Origin of the sequence: Adhaeribacter arboris (genome assembly GCF_003023845.1) — a bacterium.
Classification (GTDB): domain Bacteria; phylum Bacteroidota; class Bacteroidia; order Cytophagales; family Hymenobacteraceae; genus Adhaeribacter; species Adhaeribacter arboris.
This window is the reverse complement of record NZ_PYFT01000001.1, coordinates 6,879,025-6,902,964: the sequence shown is the minus strand read 5'-3', so window position 1 is coordinate 6,902,964 and position 23,940 is coordinate 6,879,025. Positions and strand designations below refer to the sequence as shown.

17 protein-coding genes and 2 tRNA genes are annotated in these 23,940 nt (G+C 42.1%); 9 read left to right on the top strand and 10 right to left on the bottom strand.

Translation table 11 applies throughout. The annotated features are described in order from the left end of the window. On the top strand, nucleotides 1–1,722 hold the full coding sequence (locus tag AHMF7605_RS27890; protein ID WP_199200322.1) for a GMC oxidoreductase: 1,722 nt from the start codon (nucleotides 1–3) through the stop codon (nucleotides 1,720–1,722). A gap of 659 nt (nucleotides 1,723–2,381) precedes the next feature. Here AHMF7605_RS27890 and AHMF7605_RS27885 read toward each other — a convergent pair. After that, nucleotides 2,382–2,455: transfer RNA gene (locus AHMF7605_RS27885), tRNA-Asp, on the bottom strand. A 225-nt stretch (nucleotides 2,456–2,680) separates the two neighbouring features. Between AHMF7605_RS27885 and AHMF7605_RS27880 the strand changes: the two genes are divergently transcribed. The 6 genes from AHMF7605_RS27880 (at nucleotide 2,681) to AHMF7605_RS27855 (ending at nucleotide 10,648) form a co-directional block, all read left to right on the top strand. After that, entirely contained in the window at nucleotides 2,681–3,631 is a 951-nt protein-coding gene (locus tag AHMF7605_RS27880; protein ID WP_106933195.1) for an acetyl-CoA carboxylase carboxyltransferase subunit alpha, read from the top strand. Between the two features lie 126 nt (nucleotides 3,632–3,757). Beyond that, complete coding sequence (locus tag AHMF7605_RS27875; protein ID WP_106933194.1) at nucleotides 3,758–4,600, top strand: MBL fold metallo-hydrolase; 843 nt, start codon at nucleotides 3,758–3,760, stop codon at nucleotides 4,598–4,600. Nucleotides 4,601–4,604: 4 nt separating this feature from the next. Then, nucleotides 4,605–5,366 (top strand): patatin-like phospholipase family protein, encoded by a 762-nt coding sequence (locus AHMF7605_RS27870; protein ID WP_106933193.1) that lies wholly within the window; start codon nucleotides 4,605–4,607, stop codon nucleotides 5,364–5,366. 121 nt (nucleotides 5,367–5,487) lie between these two features. Next, on the top strand, nucleotides 5,488–6,129 hold the full coding sequence (locus AHMF7605_RS27865) for a hypothetical protein (protein ID WP_106933192.1): 642 nt from the start codon (nucleotides 5,488–5,490) through the stop codon (nucleotides 6,127–6,129). A 703-nt stretch (nucleotides 6,130–6,832) separates the two neighbouring features. After that, nucleotides 6,833–8,185 carry an MFS transporter gene (locus tag AHMF7605_RS27860; protein ID WP_106933191.1) on the top strand — a complete coding sequence of 451 codons (1,353 nt, stop codon included), beginning with the start codon at nucleotides 6,833–6,835 and terminating at the stop codon, nucleotides 8,183–8,185. Nucleotides 8,186–8,335: 150 nt separating this feature from the next. Further along, on the top strand, nucleotides 8,336–10,648 hold the full coding sequence (locus AHMF7605_RS27855) for a DUF7133 domain-containing protein (RefSeq protein WP_106933190.1): 2,313 nt from the start codon (nucleotides 8,336–8,338) through the stop codon (nucleotides 10,646–10,648). Nucleotides 10,649–10,806: 158 nt separating this feature from the next. On the opposite strand, the gene AHMF7605_RS27850 is transcribed toward AHMF7605_RS27855, so the two are convergent. From AHMF7605_RS27850 to AHMF7605_RS27840, 3 genes are all read right to left on the bottom strand, one after another. Further along, nucleotides 10,807–13,587: a CHASE domain-containing protein gene (locus tag AHMF7605_RS27850; protein WP_158267640.1), complete on the bottom strand. Its 2,781-nt coding sequence runs from the start codon at nucleotides 13,585–13,587 to the stop codon at nucleotides 10,807–10,809. A gap of 745 nt (nucleotides 13,588–14,332) precedes the next feature. After that, complete coding sequence (locus AHMF7605_RS27845; RefSeq protein WP_106933188.1) at nucleotides 14,333–15,271, bottom strand: dienelactone hydrolase family protein; 939 nt, start codon at nucleotides 15,269–15,271, stop codon at nucleotides 14,333–14,335. A 648-nt stretch (nucleotides 15,272–15,919) separates the two neighbouring features. Then, nucleotides 15,920–16,126, bottom strand: a complete 207-nt coding sequence (locus AHMF7605_RS27840; RefSeq protein ID WP_106933187.1) for a hypothetical protein — start codon at nucleotides 16,124–16,126, stop codon at nucleotides 15,920–15,922. A gap of 213 nt (nucleotides 16,127–16,339) precedes the next feature. Between AHMF7605_RS27840 and AHMF7605_RS27835 the strand changes: the two genes are divergently transcribed. Further along, nucleotides 16,340–17,224 (top strand): PIG-L deacetylase family protein, encoded by an 885-nt coding sequence (locus AHMF7605_RS27835; protein WP_106933186.1) that lies wholly within the window; start codon nucleotides 16,340–16,342, stop codon nucleotides 17,222–17,224. Between the two features lie 112 nt (nucleotides 17,225–17,336). Here AHMF7605_RS27835 and gap read toward each other — a convergent pair whose 3' ends face one another. Beyond that, nucleotides 17,337–18,344 carry a type I glyceraldehyde-3-phosphate dehydrogenase gene (gap, locus tag AHMF7605_RS27830; protein WP_106933185.1) on the bottom strand — a complete coding sequence of 336 codons (1,008 nt, stop codon included), beginning with the start codon at nucleotides 18,342–18,344 and terminating at the stop codon, nucleotides 17,337–17,339. A 211-nt stretch (nucleotides 18,345–18,555) separates the two neighbouring features. Between gap and AHMF7605_RS27825 the strand changes: the two genes are divergently transcribed. Beyond that, nucleotides 18,556–18,627 (top strand) — tRNA-Glu (locus tag AHMF7605_RS27825). 70 nt (nucleotides 18,628–18,697) lie between these two features. On the opposite strand, the gene AHMF7605_RS27820 is transcribed toward AHMF7605_RS27825, so the two are convergent. From AHMF7605_RS27820 to AHMF7605_RS27800, 5 genes are all read right to left on the bottom strand, one after another. Beyond that, on the bottom strand, nucleotides 18,698–20,485 hold the full coding sequence (locus AHMF7605_RS27820; protein WP_106933184.1) for an OmpA family protein: 1,788 nt from the start codon (nucleotides 20,483–20,485) through the stop codon (nucleotides 18,698–18,700). A 2-nt stretch (nucleotides 20,486–20,487) separates the two neighbouring features. Then, nucleotides 20,488–21,672: a hypothetical protein gene (locus tag AHMF7605_RS27815; protein ID WP_106933183.1), complete on the bottom strand. Its 1,185-nt coding sequence runs from the start codon at nucleotides 21,670–21,672 to the stop codon at nucleotides 20,488–20,490. Nucleotides 21,673–21,768: 96 nt separating this feature from the next. Further along, nucleotides 21,769–22,041: a hypothetical protein gene (locus AHMF7605_RS27810; RefSeq protein ID WP_106933182.1), complete on the bottom strand. Its 273-nt coding sequence runs from the start codon at nucleotides 22,039–22,041 to the stop codon at nucleotides 21,769–21,771. Between the two features lie 74 nt (nucleotides 22,042–22,115). After that, nucleotides 22,116–22,793: a porin family protein gene (locus AHMF7605_RS27805; protein ID WP_106933181.1), complete on the bottom strand. Its 678-nt coding sequence runs from the start codon at nucleotides 22,791–22,793 to the stop codon at nucleotides 22,116–22,118. A 162-nt stretch (nucleotides 22,794–22,955) separates the two neighbouring features. After that, nucleotides 22,956–23,930 (bottom strand): 2-hydroxyacid dehydrogenase, encoded by a 975-nt coding sequence (locus AHMF7605_RS27800; RefSeq protein ID WP_106933180.1) that lies wholly within the window; start codon nucleotides 23,928–23,930, stop codon nucleotides 22,956–22,958. Between the last annotated feature and the right edge of the window lie 10 nt (nucleotides 23,931–23,940).

The following is a 23,940-nucleotide window of genomic DNA, read 5'->3' as shown; positions in this document are numbered from 1 at the left end:
ATGATAAAGAGAGAATTAAACGACACGGTAAATAGTAACAGCAAAGGTGCGGCCGCTAATACTTTCGATGCCATTGTGATTGGCTCGGGTATGTCGGGCGGCTGGGCGGCGAAAGAACTCTGCGAAAAAGGGTTGAAAACGTTGGTGCTGGAACGGGGCCGCAACGTGGAGCACATTAAAGATTACCCCACCGCCACCAAAGCGCCCTGGGAAATGCCGCACCGGGGCACCTTGCCGCTAAAGCAAACCAACGAAAACCCCATCGCCAGCCGCTGTTATGCCTACGACGAATACACGCAGCATTTCTTTGTAAAAGATAACGAGCACCCTTACCAACAAATAAAACCATTCGACTGGATACGCGGCTACCAAGTAGGCGGCAAATCGCTGATGTGGGCCCGGTGGACCCAACGCTGGAGCGACCTGGACTTTGAAGCGAACGCCAGGCAAGGCATTGCGGTCGACTGGCCCATCCGGTACAAAGACATTGCACCCTGGTACTCGTACGTCGAAAAATTTGTCGGTATTAGCGGCAACCGCGATGGTATTCCCCACCTGCCCGACGGGGAGTTTCTACCGCCCATGGAGATGAATGCGGTCGAGGATCACCTGAAGGAAAGTATCGCTACCAATTATACCGACCGGCAACTCATCATATCCCGAACGGCTAACTTGTCGAAAGGCTTAACCAACCGCGGGCCCTGCCAGTACCGGAACATGTGCGCGCGGGGGTGCCCGTACTCGGGTTATTTTAGCAGTAATTCGGCTACTTTACCGGCCGCCACCGCGACCGGGAATATGACGCTCCGGCCGTTCTCGGTGGTGCATTCTATCATTTATGACGAGTCTACCCAAAAGGCCAAAGGGGTACGGGTGATAGATACCAATACGCAGGAAGCAACCGAATATTTTGCCAAAGTCATTTTTGTCAATGCCGGTACGTTAAACACGACCTTGTTATTTTTAAATTCCACTTCCGCGCGCTTTCCCAATGGCTTCGGGAATGATAGCGGCGAACTCGGGCACAACCTGATGGACCATAATTACCGCGGCCACGTGAACGGCGAATTCCCCGGGTTGCAGGATAAATATTATTATGGCCGCCGGCCCACTGGGGTATATATTCCGCGCTTCCGGAATGTGGGAGCTAATGTACAAAAGGATTTCTTACGGGGCTACGCTTTCGCGGCCGGTGGCTCCCGGCGTACCGGCAACCCGGGTACCGAAACCATTGGCGCCGCCTTTAAGGATGCCCTGACCGAGCCCGGCGTTTGGGATATCTGGATGAATGGTATGGGCGAATGTTTGCCTTACCACAAAAACCAGGTTACCTTAAGCAAAACCAAAAAAGACCAGTGGGGCATCCCCGAACTGGAGATTGATTGCGAATACAAAAACAATGAACTCACCATGCTGAAAGATATTCTGGCCACCGGGGCCGAAATGCTGGAAAAAGCCGGTTTTGTCAACATCGAAGCGTACGATTCCGAACAAGCACCGGGGCAGGGCATCCACGAAATGGGCACTGCCCGCATGGGCCGCGACCCGAAAACATCCATCTTAAACGGTAACAACCAGGTTTGGGGAGCCAAAAATGTATTCGTGACAGACGGTGCGTGTATGGTTTCATCGGCTTGCCAAAACCCTTCGTTGACCTACATGGCGCTAACCGCCCGCGCCGTTAATTTTGCCGTAGGGGAGCTAAAACGTCAGAATATTTAAGAAAAACAGTTCCTGGTCAAACGGTTTTTTAAATCTTTTGGATGGAATGGTATGGGATTATTAACTTCCTGCAGAAATCAACTACTATTACCCAATCGCCTAAATCATCTGCCCTAACAGCTGCGGATGAAATCCGGTACATTTTTAAAATTGGATTGTCCGGAAAGTAGGTTTAGAATAAATAGAATAAGTAGTGGTCGGTTAGTAATTGTTCGACTAATTCTTTTAGGAGGATCAGTAAGTTATAATGGTAGTTTAAACTAATTTCGTTGAAGTACTCAGAACCTTTTCTATTGAGTCAGCCTGGTGGAAAAATCTAACCATTTTTAAATAACAGCTAAAGCCATCTTAAAAGGTTATTGGTTGATTTCAGGAGGGAATCACCGGTACTACTTCGCTTAAGTTCTTCTTTTCGGCCGATTAGAACCTTCCAGTAGGATGAGGAAAGTAAATTTGACGGGCATAGCCAGAACCTAGGTTTCGAACAAGCCTATTTTGGAAATCTAGCAGGTTTGCTTCTCTTTCGAATACTTTCTGGAAACGAGTCAACACAATTGGGTATTATTGTCATGAACCCTTAACATCGTAAAAATTGGCGTTTTAAATATTTCCGAAGTAAACAAAAAAAGCTCTTAGAAATAAATCTAAGAGCTTTTTTGCGGTCCGGACGGGACTCGAACCCGCGACCTCCGCCGTGACAGGGCGGCATTCTAACCAACTGAACTACCGGACCGTTTACTTTAAAGATTCAGGGGCATTTCGCTTTAAAGTGATGCAAATGTATAGGGTTAAATTTGATTCTGCAATACCTGGCAACAAAAAATTTAATTTATTTAAGAACTAAACGCTATCTAATTCAAAGACAGGGAGCTTTTTATAGCCCGGCAATTAATTTCCGGACGCTTACATAAATTCTAAGATTCCCTTAACTTTGTGTAGTAGAACTAATCCCGGATGTATGTTTCTAGATTTTGAACAACCTATCGCAGCGCTTGAAGGCAAATTAAAAGAGATGAAAAAACTGGCGGCTGAAAGCCAGGTAGATGTAACCGAGGCGGTTAAAGCGTTAGAAGATAAAATAAAAACTTTAAAAAAAGAGACCTACGCGAACTTAACCCGTTGGCAGCGAGTACAAATGTCCCGCCATCCGGATCGCCCGTATACCCTCGATTACATTGAAGGCCTTGCCACTAAATTTATTGAATTGCACGGCGACCGCAGCGTTTCCGACGATAAAGCGATGGTGGGTGGCTTCGGCGAAGTAGATGGCCGCACGATTATGTTTATCGGGCAACAAAAAGGGCGCAACACCAAACAACGGCAAATGCGCAATTTCGGGATGGCCAACCCTGAAGGGTATCGCAAAGCCTTGCGTTTAATGAAAATGGCCGAAAAATTTAATAAACCCATTGTTACTTTCATCGATACGCCGGGAGCTTACCCGGGTATGGAAGCCGAAGAACGCGGCCAGGGCGAGGCAATTGCCCGCAACTTAAAAGAAATGTTTATGTTAAAAGTGCCGGTTATTTGCATTATAATCGGCGAAGGTGCTTCGGGCGGCGCTTTAGGAATAGCCATTGGTGACCGGGTACACATGCTCGAAAACACCTGGTACTCCGTCATTTCGCCGGAATCTTGTTCTTCTATTTTATGGCGCAGTTGGAATTACAAAGAACAAGCTGCCGAAGCCTTGAAATTAACGGCTACCGACATGCTGAAAAACAGCTTGATTGATGGCATCATTAAAGAACCTTTGGGCGGCGCCCATACCGAACCCGAAAAAATGATTCGTATGCTCAAAAAACATATCCTGAAAACTTTAACGGAGTTAGACGCTATTCCCGCCGAAGAACGAATTATTCAACGCATCGAGAAATTTTCCGCGATGGGAGTAGTGCAGGAGTTGTAAGTTAAGAGTTATGAGTTATTAGTTTATATCACGTTTAGGTAATGGAATAAACTTCCAAGTCGAAATCATCAAAAGAAGTAAATACATAATGGGCATTTACATTTCAATTCATAACTCTTAACTAAATTGCTTTTTCACGTTATAGATACCGGTTTTTTTAAATTAGACGGAGGCGCTATGTTCGGTGTGGTGCCCAAAAGCATCTGGCAACGAACGAATCCTGCGGATGAAAATAACCTGTGTACCTGGGCCATGCGCTGCTTGCTGATAGAAGACAGCAAGCAATTAATTTTAATTGATACCGGCATTGGTACTAAGCAAGACGCAAAATTCTTTTCGCATTATTACCTGCACGGGGAACGTACTTTAGCCGCTTCGCTTCAAAATCTAGGCTTTCATTCCTCCGATATTACCGATGTTTTTTTAACCCACTTGCATTTTGACCATTGCGGCGGGGCAGTCCAATATAATCATAACCGAACAGCGCTGGAACTTACTTTTCCGAATGCCACCTACTGGACCAACACCGATCATTACAAATGGGCTACCGAGCCCAATGCCCGCGAAAAAGCCAGTTTTTTAAAAGAGAATATCTTACCCTTAGCCGAAAGTGGCCATTTACAGTTTATTCATCCGCAGCAACCTTCGCCGTTGCCGCAGTTCGATATTTTATATGTAGATGGGCACACGGATAAAATGATGCTGCCGGTAATACCGTACAAAGGTAAAAAATTAGTTTACGTGGCGGATCTCCTTCCCTCCGTAGGGCATTTACCGATACCTTACGTAATGGGTTACGACACAAGGCCCTTACTAACTTTGCAGGAAAAAGAACAATTTTTAAATACTGCCGCGGCAGAACAATACATTTTATTTTTTGAACACGATCCTACCAATGAGTGCTGCACCGTAAAACCTACCGAAAAAGGAGTTCGTATGAACGAAGCCTTTACCTTAGCGGAAGTATAAACGAATGAAAATAGGTTTAGTAATGTCGGGTGGAGCGGTACACGGCGTGGCGCATTTGGGAGCTTTAAAAGCGCTCACCGAACTACAAATACCTTTGCACGCGATATCGGGGGTGAGCTCCGGGGCTATTGCCGGAGCTTTTTTTGCGGCGGGCTATACGCCGGAAGAAATATATAAGCTGGCCACTGAATTACCGTACTGGCAATTGGCCAAGCCCGCGTTTAATAAAAGGGGCTTAATCCGGTTAGATAAGTTAGAAAAAGAATTTAGTAAGTACTTAGGCAACAAAACCTTCGAAGATTTAAACCTGCCGCTTTTTATTTGCGCTACGGATTTACGGCAGGGTACTACGGTATATTTTTCTTCGGGCAATTTAATTACTCCTTTATTAGCTTCGAATACCGTCCCGCTGCTAAGCCCACCGGTAGAGTACCAAAACCACTTACTCGTGGATGGCGGATTACTGAATAATTTACCAGTAGAGTGTTTACTAAATATCACCGATTTCCGGATTGCCCTGCACGTAAACCCCATGAACACCCAAGCCGAACTGAAAACTTTCCGGAGCATTCTGGAGCGCACTTGCCATCTGGCCATTAACAATAATGTGCATCCTCGTTTATCTTTATGTAACTTAATTATTGAGCCGCCTGCTCTAAAATATTTTAGTTTAACAGATTTAAAAAATGCCCGGTTTATGTTTGAGGCAGGTTACGAACACACCATCTCTTTGGCAGACAAATTAGTAGCTTTAAAGAATAGTTAACTCTAAAAATTTCCTAAAAACTACCTTTAAATTGAATTATAGAAAGAAGAAATCAGATTTATTTACGGCATATCATTTGTTATTTATAGTAATTATGTAAATAACAAAATTCCTTAATAATATGCGTTATCTCCTTCTCTTCTTTTTACTTGTATCCACTATTGCTTACTCCCAAACAAACCAAAGTTCGCTTAAAACTTTTGTGAAGAAAGGCACCTATTTGGTAGGTGGTTCCGTTAACGGATCTTTTCGTAGTTATTCCCGCACTGCCACCAGCACCGAAGCTAACCCAGATAGGGGAACCGTAGTTGATTTTAAAGGCGATTTAAAAGCCGGTTATTTTATTACCTCCAATATTGCAGTAGGCTTGCAAGCCAGCATAAATCATTTTAATTATAAAAACGAATTAAAAGGCACCGGACCCATAAGTACTCTTTTCTTGTACGGTCCATTTGTGAGAGGCTACCTGAAAAATGGTTTATTCGGGGAAACCGGCTTTAGTATCGGCCTGGAAAATTTAAACTCTACCGTAGATTCAAAATTAATTGAAGGTAAAGTAGCCCTTGGGTATACTCATTTCCTGAATCAAAAAGTAGCTATCGAACCCCTTTTATCGTTTCGCTATTTACAAAATAATTATCCTACCTCTACGGGTGCTATCCGGCAAACTGAATTCGGCCCAACCTTTGGAGTAGCTATCCATGCTTTCCTGTACCGGGGTAAAATGGGCATTCACACCGAACGGCCGCGTCATAAATATTGAGCATCTGTTAGTTATAAGTTGTTCTTTAGTTAATATAATCCTATTTTTTACTATACTAATTGAGATAATAATCTAAGTTTATTCTGTTCGAGTATTTAAGTACTCGAACAGAATAAACTCAAGTATAAAACAACCACTCTCGATCTTTCTAGAAAATCTTACTTGAACGAAGTCCTTCAACTAGAATTTAACTGGAAACCTTTTAGTAGCTAATCTAGTCGTAAGATGTCTAAATTTTAAGTCATGACTACAATTGGCTACCCATTAGATTCTTCCAGAATATCTAAGGCGTATTTATAGATTCTAATAGTTGGAAACCGTTGAAAACACCTAGGCAGTCGGATATGAGGCAAGCCGAGACTTGTTAAACCCAATAACACGCGGTTTGGAGATTGGAACATACTCCAAGGTAAATCACCTACGGATAACAATACAGCCTTCAAAATTGGATTTAGTATTTCTTTTCTTACAAAGTAGCCAGGCAAATCCCACTCCATTAAACTTTTGATTTCAATTGCCGATCTTAGAAAAAATCTAATTTCTAATGTTATAATATTGTGGCTTTTTACTTAGTATTTTTAGTTACGTATAGATTCTTTTTGAGTACAACCGGAAAAATTTAGAATTCTTTCCTCTTTATTACTAATTTATGTCCCGTTTCCGGCAACCGGAGGAAAAGTGGTAGTTACATAAGATTATAATAATGGAAAATAGTAAATCTTTAAAATTTCAAGCCGCCGGAGCAACTACCTCCCCTACTAACCCCATTACGCCCGAACCAAAAACAGGAAATTACCGCTGGGTGGTTTGTGCGCTTTTATTTTTTGCCACTACCATTAACTATATCGACCGGCAGGTGATTGGTTTACTAAAACCTACCCTGGAAAATGAATTTAACTGGACGGAAACGGATTACGGGAATATTGTAATGGTTTTTGCCTCTTCTTATGCCCTTGGGTATATTATCTTTGGTAATTTTATTGATAGAATAGGTACTAAATTAGGCTATACCATCTCGATTATTATTTGGAGTGTGGCGGCTATGTTACACGCTCTTGTAAAAAGCACCTTGGGCTTTAGCATAGTTAGAGGCTTATTGGGCTTAGGGGAAGCGGGTAACTTTCCGGCGGCCGTGAAAGCCGTAGCGGAGTGGTTCCCGAAAAAAGAAAGAGCTTTGGCCACTGGTATTTTCAATTCCGGCACCAGCATTGGGGCTGTGGCAGCTCCTATTTTAGTACCCTGGATCTTAGGAGCTTATGGCTGGCAGGAAGCTTTTTTAATTACCGGCGCCATCGGGTTTATTTGGTTGCTGTTCTGGTGGTTTTTATACGAAATCCCGAGCCGGCACAAAAAAATTACCCCCCCTGAATTTGCGTATATTCACAGCGATAACGAACCACCTGCACCCGAAAATACGGGTAAATTAAAGTGGAGTCGCTTACTCCAGATTCGCCAAACCTGGGTGTTTATTTTAGGTAAAGTTTTAACCGACCCAGTGTGGTGGTTTTTCCTGTTTTGGCTTCCCTCCTATTTTGCCACCACGTTTAACCTCGATCTTAAAAAACCCAGCTTACATTTAGCCATTGTGTATACAGCCACTACCTTTGGCAGCATTGGCGGCGGTTATTTATCATCTTATTTAATTAAACGCGGCTGGCCGGTATTAAAAGCCCGGAAAGCAACTTTACTCTGCGTCGCATTTGCGGTATTGCCCATTATATTAGCCCAGTACGCCCCCAATATTTGGGTGGCGGTAGGTATTATTAGTTTAGCGGCGGCCGCTCACCAAGCTTGGAGCGCCAATATATTTACTATTGTATCCGATATTGTGCCGAAGAAAGCAGTAAGTTCGGTGGTAGGTGTGGGCGGTATGGCGGGGTCCATTGCATCTGCTTTATTTCCTTTACTGGTAGGTTCGCTGCTAGACTCCTACAAGGCGGCCGGCAACATTGGAGCGGGTTACAATATTTTATTTATAATTTGCGGGTTTGCCTATTTTGTGGCCTGGTTCGTTATTCACTTGCTCACTGCCCGCATGAAACCCGTTGATTTATAAAAACACCTCCTTTTATCAATCGGAACTTAACCGCCCTTACTAGTAGTTAAAATAATGACTAATAAATGGTTAGTCTTACAATATTTTCCAGGTTTCTTTGATAAACTAAAGGACAGGTTAATTTAAAAAACATTATTTGTTTTATTCTTTATGCTTAAATTAAGATCCGTTTTTCTACTAGTTCTTACTTGTTTTTTATTTTACTGCCACACGAATAAACCCCTCCAGGTTACCCAGACAACTGCTCCGGAAACAAACCGGAAAACGGAACCTGCTCCAGTGGATTTAAGTTCGTCACCGGTAATTTCCCCGCTGGAAGCAATAAATAAAATGCGGGTAGAACCAGGTTTTGAAGTAAAATTAATCGCTGCCGAACCTTTAGTGAGTACTCCGGTAGCTTTAACATTTGATGAGAAGGCGCGCCCTTGGGTAGTAGAAATGGATGGCTACATGCCCGATACTATTGGCACCGGCGAAGATAAGCCCACTGGTAAAATCGTAATTCTGGAAGATACCAACCAAGACGGAACACCGGATGAACGCAGGATATTTCTAGATTCCCTTGTCCTCCCCCGAGCTATTTGTTTAATTGAAAAGGGCATTTTAGTAGCCGAGCCGCCTAGCTTGTATTATTACGAAATTAAAAATGATCGGCCGGGTAAAAAAACTTTGGTAGATGCTTCCTATGCCGAAGGAGGTAACGTAGAACACCAACCGAACGGCTTATACCGGGCCATGGATAATTGGATTTACAATGCCAAATCGAGTAAGCGTTACCGGAAAAAAGGCGATAAATGGCTCATAGAACCCACTCACTTCCGGGGTCAATGGGGCATCAGCCAGGATAATTACGGACGCTTATATTACAATACCAACTCCGAAAATTTATTAGGCGATTATTTTACCCCGGGTTTAGGCGCTACCAATAAAAATCAGCGCCGGGTAGCCGGATACGTGCAAAAAATTGTGGCGGATAATAAGGTATATCCTTCCCGCCCTACGCCTGGGGTTAACCGCGGCTACATGAACGGCATTTTAAATGAAAGTAAGCACCTGGTAAACTTTACCGCGGCCTGCGCCCCTTTGGTATACCGCGGTGATTTATTTGGCCCCGAGTATGCGACCAGTGTTTTTGTGGCGGAGCCTTCCGCCAACCTGATTAAGCGTAACATAATTAACGAGCAAGGCTTAGTGGTGAAAGGTGAACAAGCTTACCAAGGTCATGAATTTTTAACCAGCGTAGACGAGCGTTTCCGACCGGTAAATTTATACGACGCCCCGGATGGCTCTTTGTACGTGGTGGATATGTACCGGGGTATCATTCAACATAAAACGTACTTAACCACTTATTTAAAAAACGAAATTGGCCGCCGGCAGCTTACCCAACCTTTAAATTGCGGCCGCATTTACAAAATTGTCCCGGCAAATAAACCGGCAAAAGCGGTTACCTTACCCGGAAATCCGGACCAGCTAGTTACTTTATTAGGGCATGCGAATGGTTGGGTGCGGGACAAAGCCCAACAAATGTTAATCGACAGCAAGTACACGCAAGCCTTACCCGCTTTGCACCAGGCCCTAAAACATAAGGACAACTCCTTGTTGGTGATGCACGCCTTATGGACTTTAGAAGGATTAGGTGCGTTACAAACCGAGGAAGTTTTAAACTTACTTCGGGAGCCTACCTGGCCCGTGCGCATGCAAGCTTTGAGCGTATTACCTTCCGTGCTGACGAAAAATACTTATAAAAGCTACTTACCCGAATTAAAAAGTCTAATATCGCAGAATGATACCTTAGCCGCACCCTACCTTGCCTTCCTGGTTTCTTACCTACAGCCGATTGATAAAACTGCCGCTAAAACCTTGCGGCAGCAGTTAGTTAAAAGTTTCCCGAATAACGAGTACGTAGCGGATGCCCTCATTAGCACCCTACCGGAGCAGGAAGAAGCTTTCCAAAAAGAATTAGTAGTTCTGGCGCCGGATACCAATTTAGTTATTCACCAAGAATTGCGAGGAGTTGTTGCCAATATTAAAAGTGCCCGGAAAAATAAAGACCCGAAAGTACTGTTAAAAGAATTCCCGAAAGGTGCTGCTATGTTCACTTCTACTTGCCAGACTTGTCACGGGCCGGATGGTAACGGAGTAAACGGTTTAGCTCCTCCCTTAAATGGTTCTGAGTGGGTTACCGGCGACAAAGAAAAACTAGTTTCGATTGTATTATTTGGCTTAACTGGTCCGGTACAGGTAAAAGGGCACTTGTATAAGGCACCCGAAATTAACGGCGACATGCCGGGAATTGGTTACGATAAAGATTTAGCTAACGAAGATATTGCCCAAGTGCTTAGCTATATCCGGCGGTCGTGGCAAAACAATGCCGATAAAGTTAGCGCCGAAGAAGTCGCCAAAATCCGTCAGAACCTGAAAGCCCGCCAAAAAGCATTTACCGTGCAGGAACTGATTAAATGAAACTTTACTACTAAATGAAATAATATAAGCACAAGTTGCACGGTAAAGAGTAGCGCAAAAAAGGCGGGGTTCGTAAGTAGAAGCAGTATGAAAAATAGTTGTGCAACCATTCAAAATAGAATTCTGAAAAAACTAAAATGCTTTTTATAAAAGATAGGTCAGCCTTGAATAACTTGCTTTTCTTTTTGGAAATACACGTGGAAAGTTGAGCCCTCGCCTTCTTTACTGATTAACTCTATTCGTCCGCCGTTATTTTCAACAATCCGCTTCATAATGTACAAGCCAATACCACTACCTTCTACGTGCGTGTGCACTCTTTTAAACATATTGAATAACTTCGATTGCTGATCGGAACGTATACCTAAACCATTATCGGCAACAGTGAGAAGAATAAAATCGCCCGCATCTACGGTAGAAATACGTATATTGGGCGCTTTACCGGGAGAGCAATACTTTACCGCGTTTGATAGTAAATTATACAAAATACTCCGTAAGTTTTTACGGGCATAGAAAACATCCGGCGCCTCCAAACTAATATGCAATTTAGTATTAGCTTTATCTAGTATAGGTTGAAGATCGGCTATTACATCATCCAGAACTTCGGCAAAATTAAGATACTCTTTTGGGGCGGATGCTTCTTTTTGAGCTTTGGTTATTTCGGTTAAATCGACTATAGTGCGCTTGAGTTTTAAAATGGAATCGGCAATTAAGGTTAACAGCAATTTTTCGTCGTCGCCAATCTGGTCTCGGAGGGTATATTTTAAATCGGTGGTTAAGCCTTCCAAGTTGGCAATGGGCGCTTTTAAATCGTGCGAGGCCGTATAAACAAAATTGTCCAGATCAGTATTGATTCGCCGCAACTCGGCATTCGTTTGCTGTAATTCTTCGTTCGTGGTGAGCAGCTTTTTGCGGCTTTCTACTAATTCCGTTACTTCTACCGCAAAAAGCAAAACTACGGCTACCTGGTTGCGGCTCGTAGTTAAAGGTTGCAATACCAAGTTAAAATAACCGGTTTGGGTGCGGCCCTCGTTCTCGAAAGTTATAGGCAGTTCTTTTCCCACAAATGGTTTTCCGGTAGTTACCACTTTATTTATGTGCTCCGCAAATCCTACTCTATTTAGAGCGGGGTTGGCCTCGCGGATGTTGCGGCCTAATAAGGGGCGGTTGCCGTGTAACTTACTAAACATAGGATTAGCCAGCATATACACCTGATCGGTCGCCCGGATTAAAGCCACAATAGCGGGCACTTCTAAAAAGATCTGATGCAGCAAATCCGCATTTTCTTTTAAACGTTTTTCTGCTTCTTTTCTTTCGGTTATATCGCTAATCGACCCAATGTAGCCTAGTAATTGTCCTTTATTATCAAAGCGGGGAGTAGCCGTAGAGGCTACCCACCGGTAAGTACCGGTGTGCCGCCGGATACGGTAATCGACCTGGTAGCTTACTTTCTTGTTTCGGGCATTATTGTAAATAGCTTTAACTTTTTCTTTATCTTCCGGATGAACGGCTTTATCCCAGCCATGGTCCAGAGCTTCTGCTAATGTTTGACCCGTAAATTCCAGCCATTGTTTATTTACGTAAGTTATTTTTCCCTCATTGCTACTCATCCAGATGAGTACGGGCGCACTATCGGCCATATTCCGGAAACGGGCTTCACTTTCCTCTAATGCAATTCTGGATTCTTGTTCGTCTGTAATATTCCGGACTTCTATAACCGTTGAAACGGGAACACCATGTTCATAAATAGGGCTGGCAGCACAACTTACCGGGAAAAATGTTCCGTCCTTCCGAATAAATACATCTTCGTGAGCCCGCATATTGTTATTTGTAGGTAAAGCCCGATCAATCGGGCATTCGTGCAAAGGGTATGGACTGCCATCCGGTCGGGTATGGTGAATCATATCGTGCAATGGCTTTTGCTGAATTTCTTCCAGCGTATACCCAACCATTGCTTCGGCCGCCGGATTCATGAAGGTGCAATAGCCATTGGCATCCATCATAAATAAAGCGGCAGTTGCATTATCGGTAATAGTTTGTTTTAATTGGTTAAAACGGCGAGTGTTTGCCACTAAATACATCGCCAGAAATATCAGAAAACTAATGATACCTCCTCCTGCCAAGATAAGATCAGGCAAATTTTTATCGGAAGAAGGAGGCTCCACAATTTGAGTAAACTTAAGGGTCCAGGTGTGGTCTTCTATTTGCAAAGGCAGCACCCGCGTAAAAACCGGAACTGGGGCATGACTATTTTTATTCGGCTTAAAAATATTAGAATCGTACAAAAGATTTTCTGGGGTAAGAACTATTCCGTCGTAGACCTCAATGTTTAAATCATTAAAGTTGTGGTTAAAGATGGTTGTCATAAAGTCCTTCGCGCGGAAAGGACTATAAACAAAACCAGTTAATAATTGGCGGCGTTCGGCCAGCGTAGCCGGGGTAATATGCTGCTGGTAAACGGGTAAATACAACAAAAAACCCGGCTGCCTATCTTCTTGAGTTTCCTGCACCAGACGTACTTTACTGGTTAAAGTAGGCTTACCGGAATCGCGGGCTTTTTCCATGGCTAACCGACGAACAGGCTCACTGAACATATCAAAACCAAAAGCCCGCAGGTTACGACCCGAAAAAGGTTCAATAAAAACAATGGGCGTGTAAAGTGATCGTAACCCTTCCGGACTTACTCTATATTCCGGAAAACCTAAGTTTTTAACTTCCTGGATATGTTTTGATAATTGCGCGGGGTGAATAACCTGGGCAAAACCAATGCCTTGAATACCCGGATAGTTTTTAGTTACCTCTAAAGCACCAATATAATTTTTCCATTCTTGTCGGGTTACCTTGCCCGACGCAGCAAATAAAGCTTTTCCCCCTTTTAAAACCTGAAAATAATTAATAACCCACCGGTTTAAAGCTTCTCTGGCTTGAATGGTTTTATTCAAAAAAGTTTTTTGATTGTTTTCCTTCGTTTTGTTTTTAAGGGTATAAAAAACAAAAAGCGTTACAAACAAACAAAACAGTAAAGTGATTGTCGCAGAAAAATAATTCTGTAAAAACTGCCTTATTCTTATTACCATAGAAAAGTGCAATTAATTCGTATTTATATTATTAAAACAGCAATTATATCCATTATAAGTACTAAATTAAGACAAAAATGTTAGAATATAATAACTCTTAACCAGAACTCTAACACGGCCAAACAAGCCTAATTTTATTTGGAAATTTTTAAAACTAGCTTTTGTGCTTACCGTTCTACCGATGGCATATAGCAAACTAATTAACCGTAACTATAAGCAGCCTTATTTAGATCCCAACTTAAGTTGAATTTGATGGAGGCTTGAAAAGCGATTAATTGTGTAAGGCTTCTTAGCTTACTATCTGGTAGTTTTTAGATTTAAGTAACTGATTAAAACTAGTTTGAAGTAGAGAATTGGAATTTTTGGCGTTCTTTAATCTACCTGATCAAATTTTCAAATAAGAGAAAATATTACCACGTACAACTTACTTCAACTCCTTGCTAACTGCAATTAACCAATACAGGATTAAATCAAAATAGTGAAACATCCTTTTGCTACCTTTTAAATAGTTAAAACTTTCATGAATACTAAAATTACATTTAGGAGAAATTACACCAAAGAATAATTGCTTGTTAGTTAAGAAGAATGGCAGAGCAGGTAGAAAATTTTATTACAACCATTTTTTAAAAAAAGCCATAATATCCTGGCGCATTTCCGGGGTTTCCAGGTGGCCCACCGGGTAAATTTTTAATTTCCAGGCATTGGAAGCATTCTCAGCAGCATAAACTTTCTTTAAGTCGGCATCTATTTTTTCTAAACCTTTTAAAGGAGTTAAAGGATCGAGGCTGCCTGCCAAACCAAAATGCGGACGTGGCGCAATGAGGGCATTGATGCCGGATGTAGTAAAATGATTCAACAAATCGGGTACGTAGTAATAGATGCCGTGTCGGTCTAATCCCTTATCTTCTATTAACGCTTGAAAATCGGTTAAGCAATTTAAATCAACGGTAACTTTAATGCGCTCATCTAAAGCAGCCAGCCACCAGGCCATGGTACTGCCCATCGACAAGCCCATAGTTGCGATGCGTTGGGTATCCACCTCGGGGCGGGTTTCCAGATAATCAAGGGCCCGCAGGTTATCGTACACCATCATGCCCCACATTACCTGACCTTTCCAGAGCATTTCTTTAAAGATATCTACTTCTGGTCGGTTGCTTCTTTCCCCAAATCCCCAACTATCGATACACAAGCCGGCGTACCTTGCCCTGGCTAAAGCAAGCGCGTAAGGTGGGCTTTGCATTTCTTGGCGGCCTTTTACAAACTCGTTTTTCCCTACTTCGTACTGCCCAAAATGCGAATGGTTAAACAAAATCACCGGTATTTTTCCGGAGGCGGTTTTCGGTTTCGTAAAATAAGCGGATGCTAATTCCAACCCATTCAAATCCAGGAGCAATTTCTCCATTATTATTTCATCCGTTTCTTCCCGCGAAACTACTTTAGCTGTAATAGGCCGGTGCCGGTCGGGTAATCGGCCTAGGAGTTGATACAATTTTGCGCGTTGCATTTGCTTGTTTTCGGTAGTAAGAGTTGAAGCAGTTTTGGGGACCATAGCGGAGTTATTTTGCGAATAGGCAGGCAGTAACGCTCATAACTAAGACATACCTAAGCCACAAATAAAGTGATTTTAAATAAAGTTACCGCATAAGTCAGCTTAAAGAGCCGGTTTACATGGAAGGCGAAAGACATGTCTCTTACTTTGCTGCTAATAGCTGCATAAATCTTTATTTATTTAAACTAAGTAAATGGACACAAGTAGTAAGGCACATGTATCAAGACAAAATTAACTCTATTCAATTAGATGTCGAGTACTTATCCTCTTATTTCTAACATGGTTATATAGATTTTAATTTGGCCTTTTACTTAAAAGCAAAATTGGTCAGGAATTCTACTCTGATTACCTTATTTTAATTGAAGCACTAATCCTTCATGTGGCAGTACCTAAAATATCCAAATCTATTAAACGCACAATTTTATTTATTTACTATAGGTAAAAGGTCAGAAGTGGAAGTATTCTAATTTATGCTTGCTACTATTTAAAAAATATAATTAGGCTAATTTCCAGATGCGGTGAAAGGCTTCTGTACCTTCTTGTTTAATCTCCCCGGGCAAATCCGAAGCTTCGTTGAACCGGAAAGAAACTTGCCTGGAAGCAGCACGCAAAGCATAATGGTTTTGTAATCGGTCGTGCGGTGCGGTTTTATTTTAGGGTTTCCGGTTTTTTTAAAAACGTGCGGTATTTTTCTTCCATTCGTTCTAGTTCGGCTGCAAAAGTCTGATTCTTTCCGGCGTATTCCTCTCCGTAGATATATTCTGCTATATCCCGCTTACCTTTTATAGGTTGTTTACTTGTAGAATTACAAAAAAACAAAGTCTGATTTACATCTTTAAGTAATATTTTATTCAAAAAGCATTTTTTAGAACCTACTCTAATGCTCCGCTAAAAATATAATGTTTTTAGTTAATTTCTTTTGCAGCCATTTTTTAGCGTGTTTGGAATGGTATATTTTATTTGGAGCTAATAGAAATAACAGACTTTTCCCTATTTTAGAGCAGGATCCTGCTGCCGGACAAGTAATACCCGGCGGTAACGGAATAAACCATTTATAACTCAGGTAACATGAGAAAGTATTTTCTTTGTTTGCTAACACTCTTCACTTTTTATCTAAACGCCACTGGCCAAAATAATAGAATTCGGGTTTTGGTTTTTGGCGCTCATCCCGATGATTGCGATATTTCGAGCGGTGGTGTGGCTGCTTTGTATGCCGCTTCCGGGCACGCCGTTAAATTTGTTTCTTTAACCAACGGCGACAAAGGGCACCAAAAAATAAGCGGGGGAGAACTGGCCCAAAGACGTTACAAGGAAACCCAAGAAGTCGCGCGTCGCCTGGGCGTGGAATACGAAGTATTGGATAATCACGACGGCGAACTGCTGCCTACCCTGGAGAATCGCTTAGCCGTAATTAAACGAATAAGAGAGTGGAAAGCCGACCTGGTAATTGCCCCGCGACCAAATGATTATCACCCCGACCATCGTTATACCGGGATACTGGTGCAGGATGCGTCCTTTCTGGTAATAGTACCCAATATATTAAGCAGTGTACCCGCCCTGGAAAATAATCCCGTTTTCTTGTATGCCCGCGATAATTTTCAGCGGCCCAATCCTTTTCGTCCCGATATAGCTATTGATATAACCCCGGTTTTTCCCAAAAAATTAGATGCCTTGGACGCGCACGTATCGCAGGTTTACGAGTGGCTGCCCTGGATTGACCACGACACCACTGTACCTACTAACCCGGAAGAGCGGAAGAAATGGTTGGCAAAAAGATGGCTGGGCCGTTCGCAACCTTCGCCGGAAATAAAACAAACTTTAGAAAAATGGTACGGCGCCGATAAGGCAGCCAAAGTAATTAACGTAGAAGCCTTCGAAATTTGTGAATACGGCAAAAGGCCCACTGATGCCGACATCCGCCGGCTATTCCCCATGCTGCCCGCGAAACCTTAACCAGTTTGTGGTTTATTTTTCCAGTTGTAAGAGTAATCTATCTCGAAACCCAAATAAACAAAAAGCCCATCAAAAGATGGGCTTTTTAGTATTTAATAATTAATCTAAAACATTATGCTTTAATTTGTTGCGCTAGTCTTTCGATAAGGTCGGCAGCCCGGGCAGAGTAGCCGGCTTCGTTATCGTACCAACCTACTACTTTCACCAGGTTACCGCTGATAGAAGTTTGTTCAGAATCAAAAATACAAGAATGCGTATTGCCAACGATATCTACAGAAACAATCGGATCTTCCGTGTATTCCAGGATACCTTTAAATTCAGCTTCGGCCGCTTTCTTAAAGGCAGCATTTACTTCTTCTCTGGTAGGAGTACTTTTTAAAATGGCCGTTAAATCGGTTAATGAACCAGTTGGTACGGGAACCCGCATGGCAATACCATCTAATTTACCATTTAAGTGCGGCAATACCAGCCCAACCGCTTTAGCCGCCCCAGTTGAAGTTGGTATAATGGAAAGAGCCGCTGCCCGCGCTCTTCTTAAATCTTTGTGCGGCGCATCGTGCAAATTCTGGTCGGAGGTATAGGCGTGGATAGTAGTAATGTATCCTCTATCAATACCGAAAGCATCGTCCAGAACTTTGGCCATAGGAGCCAAACAGTTGGTGGTACAAGAAGCATTCGACACAATGGTTTCTTCGCCGGTCAGGATATTTTCGTTTACCCCTAATACTACAGTGGCTACTTTACCTTTAGCCGGAGCCGAGATAACTACTTTTTTAGCTCCCGCCGTTAAGTGAGCGCCCGCGCTTACATCGTCCACAAAACGACCGGTTGATTCCAGCACTACGTCTACCCCAAGTTTTCCCCAAGGCAGGTTTTTTGGATCTCGTTCCGCGAATACTTCAATCCGCTGACCATTGACCGTTAAGCTTTGCTCATCCGCCGATACGGTACCGTTAAATTTACCGTGCACCGAATCGTACTTTAATAAATGAGCGAGGGTATTATTATCAGTAAGGTCGTTGATTCCTACAATTTCTACGTTCTCTCTTCCTAGTAACGATTTGAAAGTAAGACGGCCAATCCGACCAAAACCATTGATGGCAACTTTTATTTGTGGCATGATAACTACGTTTAAGGGGTTAATAGAATAGGGGCGAATTTATTAATCTATATTTTTAAAACAAATTATTTTATTCTTTAGTTGAAAAGTGGCAAGTAATCTGTTTTGTTGAAAATATTTAAATTTTTATGATTTTTTTGGAAAACTACGTTAGGCAGCCTATATTTGCACCACCAAAATAAAACATAATCTGTTTTTCAGGTAAGTATACGGCCCGTTCGTCTAGGGGTTAGGACCTCAGATTTTCATTCTGGTAACAGGGGTTCGATTCCCCTACGGGCTACTGCAAAGCCTCTTCGCTAAGCCGGAGAGGCTTTTTTATGCCTTCACTTCCCTAATCAAGAACACTTCGCCTAATCAAGAATATGTAACATTACTTTTCTGCCGAGTGAATTTAACTTATCATCTGATTCTGCTTCGCCAAAATACTGCATCAATATGCGCTTTTTTTCAATACCTTGATCTTGAAAAAAATCAGAAACAGCTTCCACTCTTTTTCGACTTAATAATAAGTTATAACTTGATTTACCCGTCTTATCGGTATAGCCGGTGAGTTGAAGTTTTTTTCCTGGATTTGCATTTAACAAAGTGGCACAGGTAAGTAAACTGTTAAAACTTTGGGAAGGTATTACGTAACTATTTATTGTGAAGAATACGTTCGTGTCAAAGCCGCTTATTGCTTCTGGTGTGTCATTAAGAGTTGATGTTGCCGCCTGGGGTAAACGAGCTAATTCGTTTTCGTAAGCTGCCAAACGTTGTTTCATGATTTCATTCAAAACGGCCTGGTCCTGCATATAACCCACCACTCTATTATCTAAAGCTTTGAAAGAGGATTTTTGCTGTCTTAGTTGTGTTGTTAGAACGCTGTCTTTGTTATTTAATGCATTTAATGAGTCGTAGGCGTATTGTAGTTCGTTATTTTTCCGGTTTGCTTCCGCCAGGTCGCTTTTATCTTTTTGAAGTAGCATTAAGGAACTTTGACTGGCCGGATATAAAGGGGTACGGCTATTACGGTTGAGCTGATACCCAGGTTGGTATACCCGAGTAGTGGTGCTGGGTGTTACCCGGTAAGGTACAGTTGTTCTTAACAATTCTTGTACCCGGGCCGCTTCTGCTTGCCTAAAAGTTGCCGCCCGACTTGTTCTAAGGTCATTTTCGGCTATTGCTCTTTCTCTATCATTTAATGCTTTTTCTCTTGCTGTAGTACGAATAGTATGCGAACTAATAAGGTTTGTTCGGGTAATACCCCGATTTCTATCCGCCGAATACACAGTATCTCGTTTTTGCGTAATAAACATTTGGCGGTTTAGGGTATCGGGTTTCTGCGGAGTGTTTTTTTCGGATATTAAAACGGTATCTCTAACCATAATTAATCGTGGATTTACCAGGCGATCGGTCCGAGTAGCCAGCAAAGTGGGCCGGGCAGTTAATTTAGAGAGGTTAGCGGTCTTTGTCGTTTGAGTAGAATCAGCCTGTGCAAGTGGGTCTTGGAAGCTCGCGTAAAACCGCGACGCTTTAAACGAAGATGGCTTAAATCCAAAATTATAGGCAAGCGCCAGACCTGTGTGCAGAAAACCATTATTATACTTGTTTTGCTCGTTTGCTATTTCATTTGAGGAAGGGTGGGTATTATACACTGTTTCGGTTTGCAGATCGAGTTGCCACCTTTCGGTTATCCGGAACTTGAGCCCCAAACCAAACGGAAGTACCTGCCTGTATTTACTTTCGCTAGAAACACTATTACTGCCTTGGTTAAAAGTACTTAAGCCGTAACCACCAAAAAAGAAAGGTGAAATTAAGGAAGAGGATTTTAACAGCCAGCCATTATCGGTATAGAAATAAAGTCGTACCGAGGTCATACGAACATCCGTAAGAAAGCTGCGGTCCTGCGGTGCCAGACCTCTCACTTTACCAAAAGAAGCGCTGGCCGAAAGGCCGAAAGTTTTGCTTAAACTCCGACCTATTTCCAGTCGGTGCCATAAATTATCTCCTAATTTAAAATAATCAATGGTTTTCTTATTTGGGTTGTAATAATTAGCAACACCCGTATAGCCTTTTAACTGCCATTTATACAAGTTGTGCTGCGCTACAGCATTTAGGCAGCTAAGACCAGCTAGTAATATGAATAAAAAAAGTTTCATGATTAGCGGTTTAAGTTCAGCCACAAATTGATTTCCATGCTTAAACCTACAAAGGGCCGGATGTATACCTTATCCAGGTTTAAATCGGTGCTGGTACTACTCGTAAGTTTGTTTTGTAAAACCGTTGCCCCCGCGTTCAGGCGGATAAATGGCAGTACCCGGTAACCCAGAGCAACGTAAACCGGACGATGCACTAAAGGTCCGGTAGCCACATTACCGGGGCCAAACTTTAAATTTTGCAAAAATACCCCTGTAGAAATACTGGTTTTTGCCCAGAAAGGAGATACGAAGGGTGCCTTACCAAATGGAAGAGAGATACCTGCGTACGGCGCCGCATCGTAAGATAAATTATCGAAGGTACCCGAATAATAAGCACCGCCATAACCAACATTAAGGGCTAAGGCATTTTTAGTTTTCTCGGTTACATAGTCGGTAATTTTTTTACTATCCGTAAGCGCATATAGCTGTACTCCGGCATATTGCGCTACTTCCTGGTTTATCATTAATTTCAAGGCTGCTATCTGATCCTGCGCATACCGTAACTTTACGGTTCGAGTATTTTCATCTTTTTTTGCAAAAATATTAAAGCTGGCTTTTCGTAGATTTAGTTCTCCCAACTGTTTTAACTTTTGATACACCAAGTCAGAAAACCCTTCAAAAGAGTAGTTAATTTGATTACGATGTAACGAAAGCCCCTGTTGAACAATAGCGTTCAGGTCGCTGCGCATGGTCTTAGGATGTTGCAGCATGGTTATGCTGGATCGCTCCATCTGATACGACTGGTCGATGTAGGCTCCTAAAGCAGAATTGATCTGGGCTATTAATTGTTGCTGCTGCTCCTCCGAAGCTTTAGAATAATAGTTCAGTACTAAAGTATATTCCTGGTTTCCGCGCAAAGGCTGGTTTACCGGCAGGGTGAAAGTAGCGGGAGGGCTCGTAGCCCTTTTCTCCCAGGTGTTCTGGTAAAATGGAGATTTTTTAATGTTGGGAGAATGGTAGATCTTTACTTCTACTATTTCCACGTTGGCACTGGCTTCTCCCGAAATAATGAATTTATTTTCGGCGGGCAGGGGCTGGCCATCATCAAAATAAGCGCGCTCATAATTAAAGACCACTGTTTTATACTGGGCCACAACCGGCAAGCTCACTATTAAGAGAAAAAGCGATATGTAGAATTTAGTTTTCATAATCTTGCAGGTATGGTATTGAATTTTTAAAAGCAAAAAAAAGCCTTACTCCCTGAAAGGTAGCAAGGCTTTTAGGTCCATTATTTGGTGGTTCAGCTACTTTGCTCTGCTGGGATCTAAATTTTCACCTTCCCGGGCTAGTCTTTTGCCTTCGTTAATGCCTTTCACTGTGATGGTATACGTACAAGGAGTAACCCCACTTAGTATATGGATATGATCACTTTCCACTAACTCATCCAACAAGAATTGCAGGTGGATTTCGTTGGGTATCATGCCTAGATTTTCTTCTTTCGCGATATCGCTGAAAAGGAGCGTTTCGTGTTTAATGAGTGTTTTCAGCACGATTATCCGGTTAAGGCTAGCCATCATATTTAAATTTGAAGGAGGAATTTTCTGGAACTTCCTTAAAAAAGGATAAATAAGCAGCAATTGAAAAATAAACCCTACAAACCAAATCCAAGGTAAATTTGCGCAACGGAGTTCTTAGAATTATCGGTTAATTCACCTGCCAGACCACTGTTTCCTACTTCCCGCAGGCCATAGTTATAGCGGGCTCCTACGGTTACTCCTTTCACATCAAAGCCTACACCCCCCATCACACCATAATCAAACCGATTAAAGTTGTCGGTTTTTAAGTCCGTAATATCCGAAGAGTTCAAGTCCGATGATTTTAAATCTTTCACGTTGGCAGATACCAGGTAAGAAAAATATGGACCGGCGTGAACATTAAGCGGACCAATATTAACCGCCAGAGCAACCGGTACTTGCACGTAATTTAAATTAAAACGTACCTCTCCTGGCTCAATACCCAGAAGGTTCGACAAATCAGAACCGCCGTAAGTTATTTTAGAACCTACATTGGTATAGAGTACTTCTGGCTGAATGGCCAGAAAATCCGTAATCGGAACTTTCCCGAACACCCCGAAGTGATAGCCCACTTTCATATTTTCGTCTTCGGCATTTGCCTGATCTACGTAGAGTTGGGAAAAGTTTAGTCCTGCTTTTACCCCGAATTTAGGTCCCGGATTGCTATTTTGTGCTTTCACTTGATTGATACCCATTAGCATTAAAAAGGCGAAGCTTACTCCTGCTAATTTTTTAAAACAATTATTGTGTAACATGATTTCTAAGGTTTATAAATATTATTAAATTCTATTTTACTATTTGCACTGATTTATTTTAATTCTATTTCACTATTTGCACTGGTTTATCTTAAATGATTCACTATTATTACTATATGTTAAAAATTCATTATTTTTAGCTCTAGCTTTTTGAAAGCATATCTAAGTAGATGCAACTACTTTATCCTTTTGCCATAAATCCAGGTTTTTGATAGTTCGATCGGCAATTTGCTGTAAAGCTTCATGGGTAAGAAATGACTGATGCGGCGTAACCAGTACATTCGGATAAGTCATTAATCTTTGAAGTAATAAATCTTTGTTCCGGTCATTTTGGTGATCTTCAAAAAACAAGTTTTTTTCATGCTCATAAACATCAATTCCCAAGTATCCAATTTTTCCTTGTTCTAAAGCTTCTATTATATCAATTGTTTTTAATAAACCTCCTCTGGAAGTGTTAATCAACATGACACCTTTCTTCATGATAGCCATGCTGGCGGCATTAATCATATATTTAGTGGCGGGGGTTAATGGAACGTGCAGCGAAAGAATATCTGCCTGGCGAAGTACTTCGTCGAATGATAGTAACTCAATTTCCGCCAAATTAACCAGATTGGCCACATCATAGCCAATTACCCGGCACCCAAAACCATTAAATATGGCGGCAATGGCTTGACCTATATTGCCTAATCCAATTAAGCCTACCGTTTTACCATAAAAATTAAATCCAGTTAGTCCATCTAATTTAAAGTCAAAATTATGGCTATGTTCATCGGCCTGAATAAGATGGCGGTTAAGCGATAAGGCCAGAGCAATGGCATGTTCGGCAATAGCTTGGGGAGAATAAGTAGGTACATTGGCGAGGCTAATACCTGTTTTATAGGCGGCTTCTATATCAATATGATCGGTACCAACCGAGCGGGTAGCGATGTATTTAATTCCCAAATCAGCTAGTCTATTTATTACAAGTGCCGAAACATCATCATTGGTAAATACTACCACGGCATCTTTACCTTCGGCATAATCGGCGGTTTCTAGGCTTAGAGCGTTAGAAATAAGCGTTATATCATGCTTCTTTTTGTTAGCTTTCACCAAAACTTCTTTTTCAAAAGGCTTTATACTGTAAGCTACAACTTTCATAGGTCGGGGT

Bases quoted from the DNA above. Each gene is read 5' to 3' on its own strand.
- AHMF7605_RS27890 (WP_199200322.1), top strand. From the start codon at position 1: ATGATAAAGAGAGAATTAAACGACACGGTAAATAGTAACAGCAAAGGT.
- AHMF7605_RS27880 (WP_106933195.1), top strand. From the start codon at position 2,681: ATGTTTCTAGATTTTGAACAACCTATCGCAGCGCTTGAAGGCAAATTA.
- AHMF7605_RS27870 (WP_106933193.1), top strand. From the start codon at position 4,605: ATGAAAATAGGTTTAGTAATGTCGGGTGGAGCGGTACACGGCGTGGCG.
- AHMF7605_RS27865 (WP_106933192.1), top strand. From the start codon at position 5,488: ATGCGTTATCTCCTTCTCTTCTTTTTACTTGTATCCACTATTGCTTAC.
- AHMF7605_RS27860 (WP_106933191.1), top strand. From the start codon at position 6,833: ATGGAAAATAGTAAATCTTTAAAATTTCAAGCCGCCGGAGCAACTACC.
- AHMF7605_RS27855 (WP_106933190.1), top strand. From the start codon at position 8,336: ATGCTTAAATTAAGATCCGTTTTTCTACTAGTTCTTACTTGTTTTTTA.
- AHMF7605_RS27845 (WP_106933188.1), bottom strand. From the start codon at position 15,271: ATGGTCCCCAAAACTGCTTCAACTCTTACTACCGAAAACAAGCAAATG.
- AHMF7605_RS27835 (WP_106933186.1), top strand. From the start codon at position 16,340: ATGAGAAAGTATTTTCTTTGTTTGCTAACACTCTTCACTTTTTATCTA.
- gap (WP_106933185.1), bottom strand. From the start codon at position 18,344: ATGCCACAAATAAAAGTTGCCATCAATGGTTTTGGTCGGATTGGCCGT.
- AHMF7605_RS27820 (WP_106933184.1), bottom strand. From the start codon at position 20,485: ATGAAACTTTTTTTATTCATATTACTAGCTGGTCTTAGCTGCCTAAAT.
- AHMF7605_RS27815 (WP_106933183.1), bottom strand. From the start codon at position 21,672: ATGAAAACTAAATTCTACATATCGCTTTTTCTCTTAATAGTGAGCTTG.
- AHMF7605_RS27810 (WP_106933182.1), bottom strand. From the start codon at position 22,041: ATGATGGCTAGCCTTAACCGGATAATCGTGCTGAAAACACTCATTAAA.
- AHMF7605_RS27805 (WP_106933181.1), bottom strand. From the start codon at position 22,793: ATGTTACACAATAATTGTTTTAAAAAATTAGCAGGAGTAAGCTTCGCC.
- AHMF7605_RS27800 (WP_106933180.1), bottom strand. From the start codon at position 23,930: ATGAAAGTTGTAGCTTACAGTATAAAGCCTTTTGAAAAAGAAGTTTTG.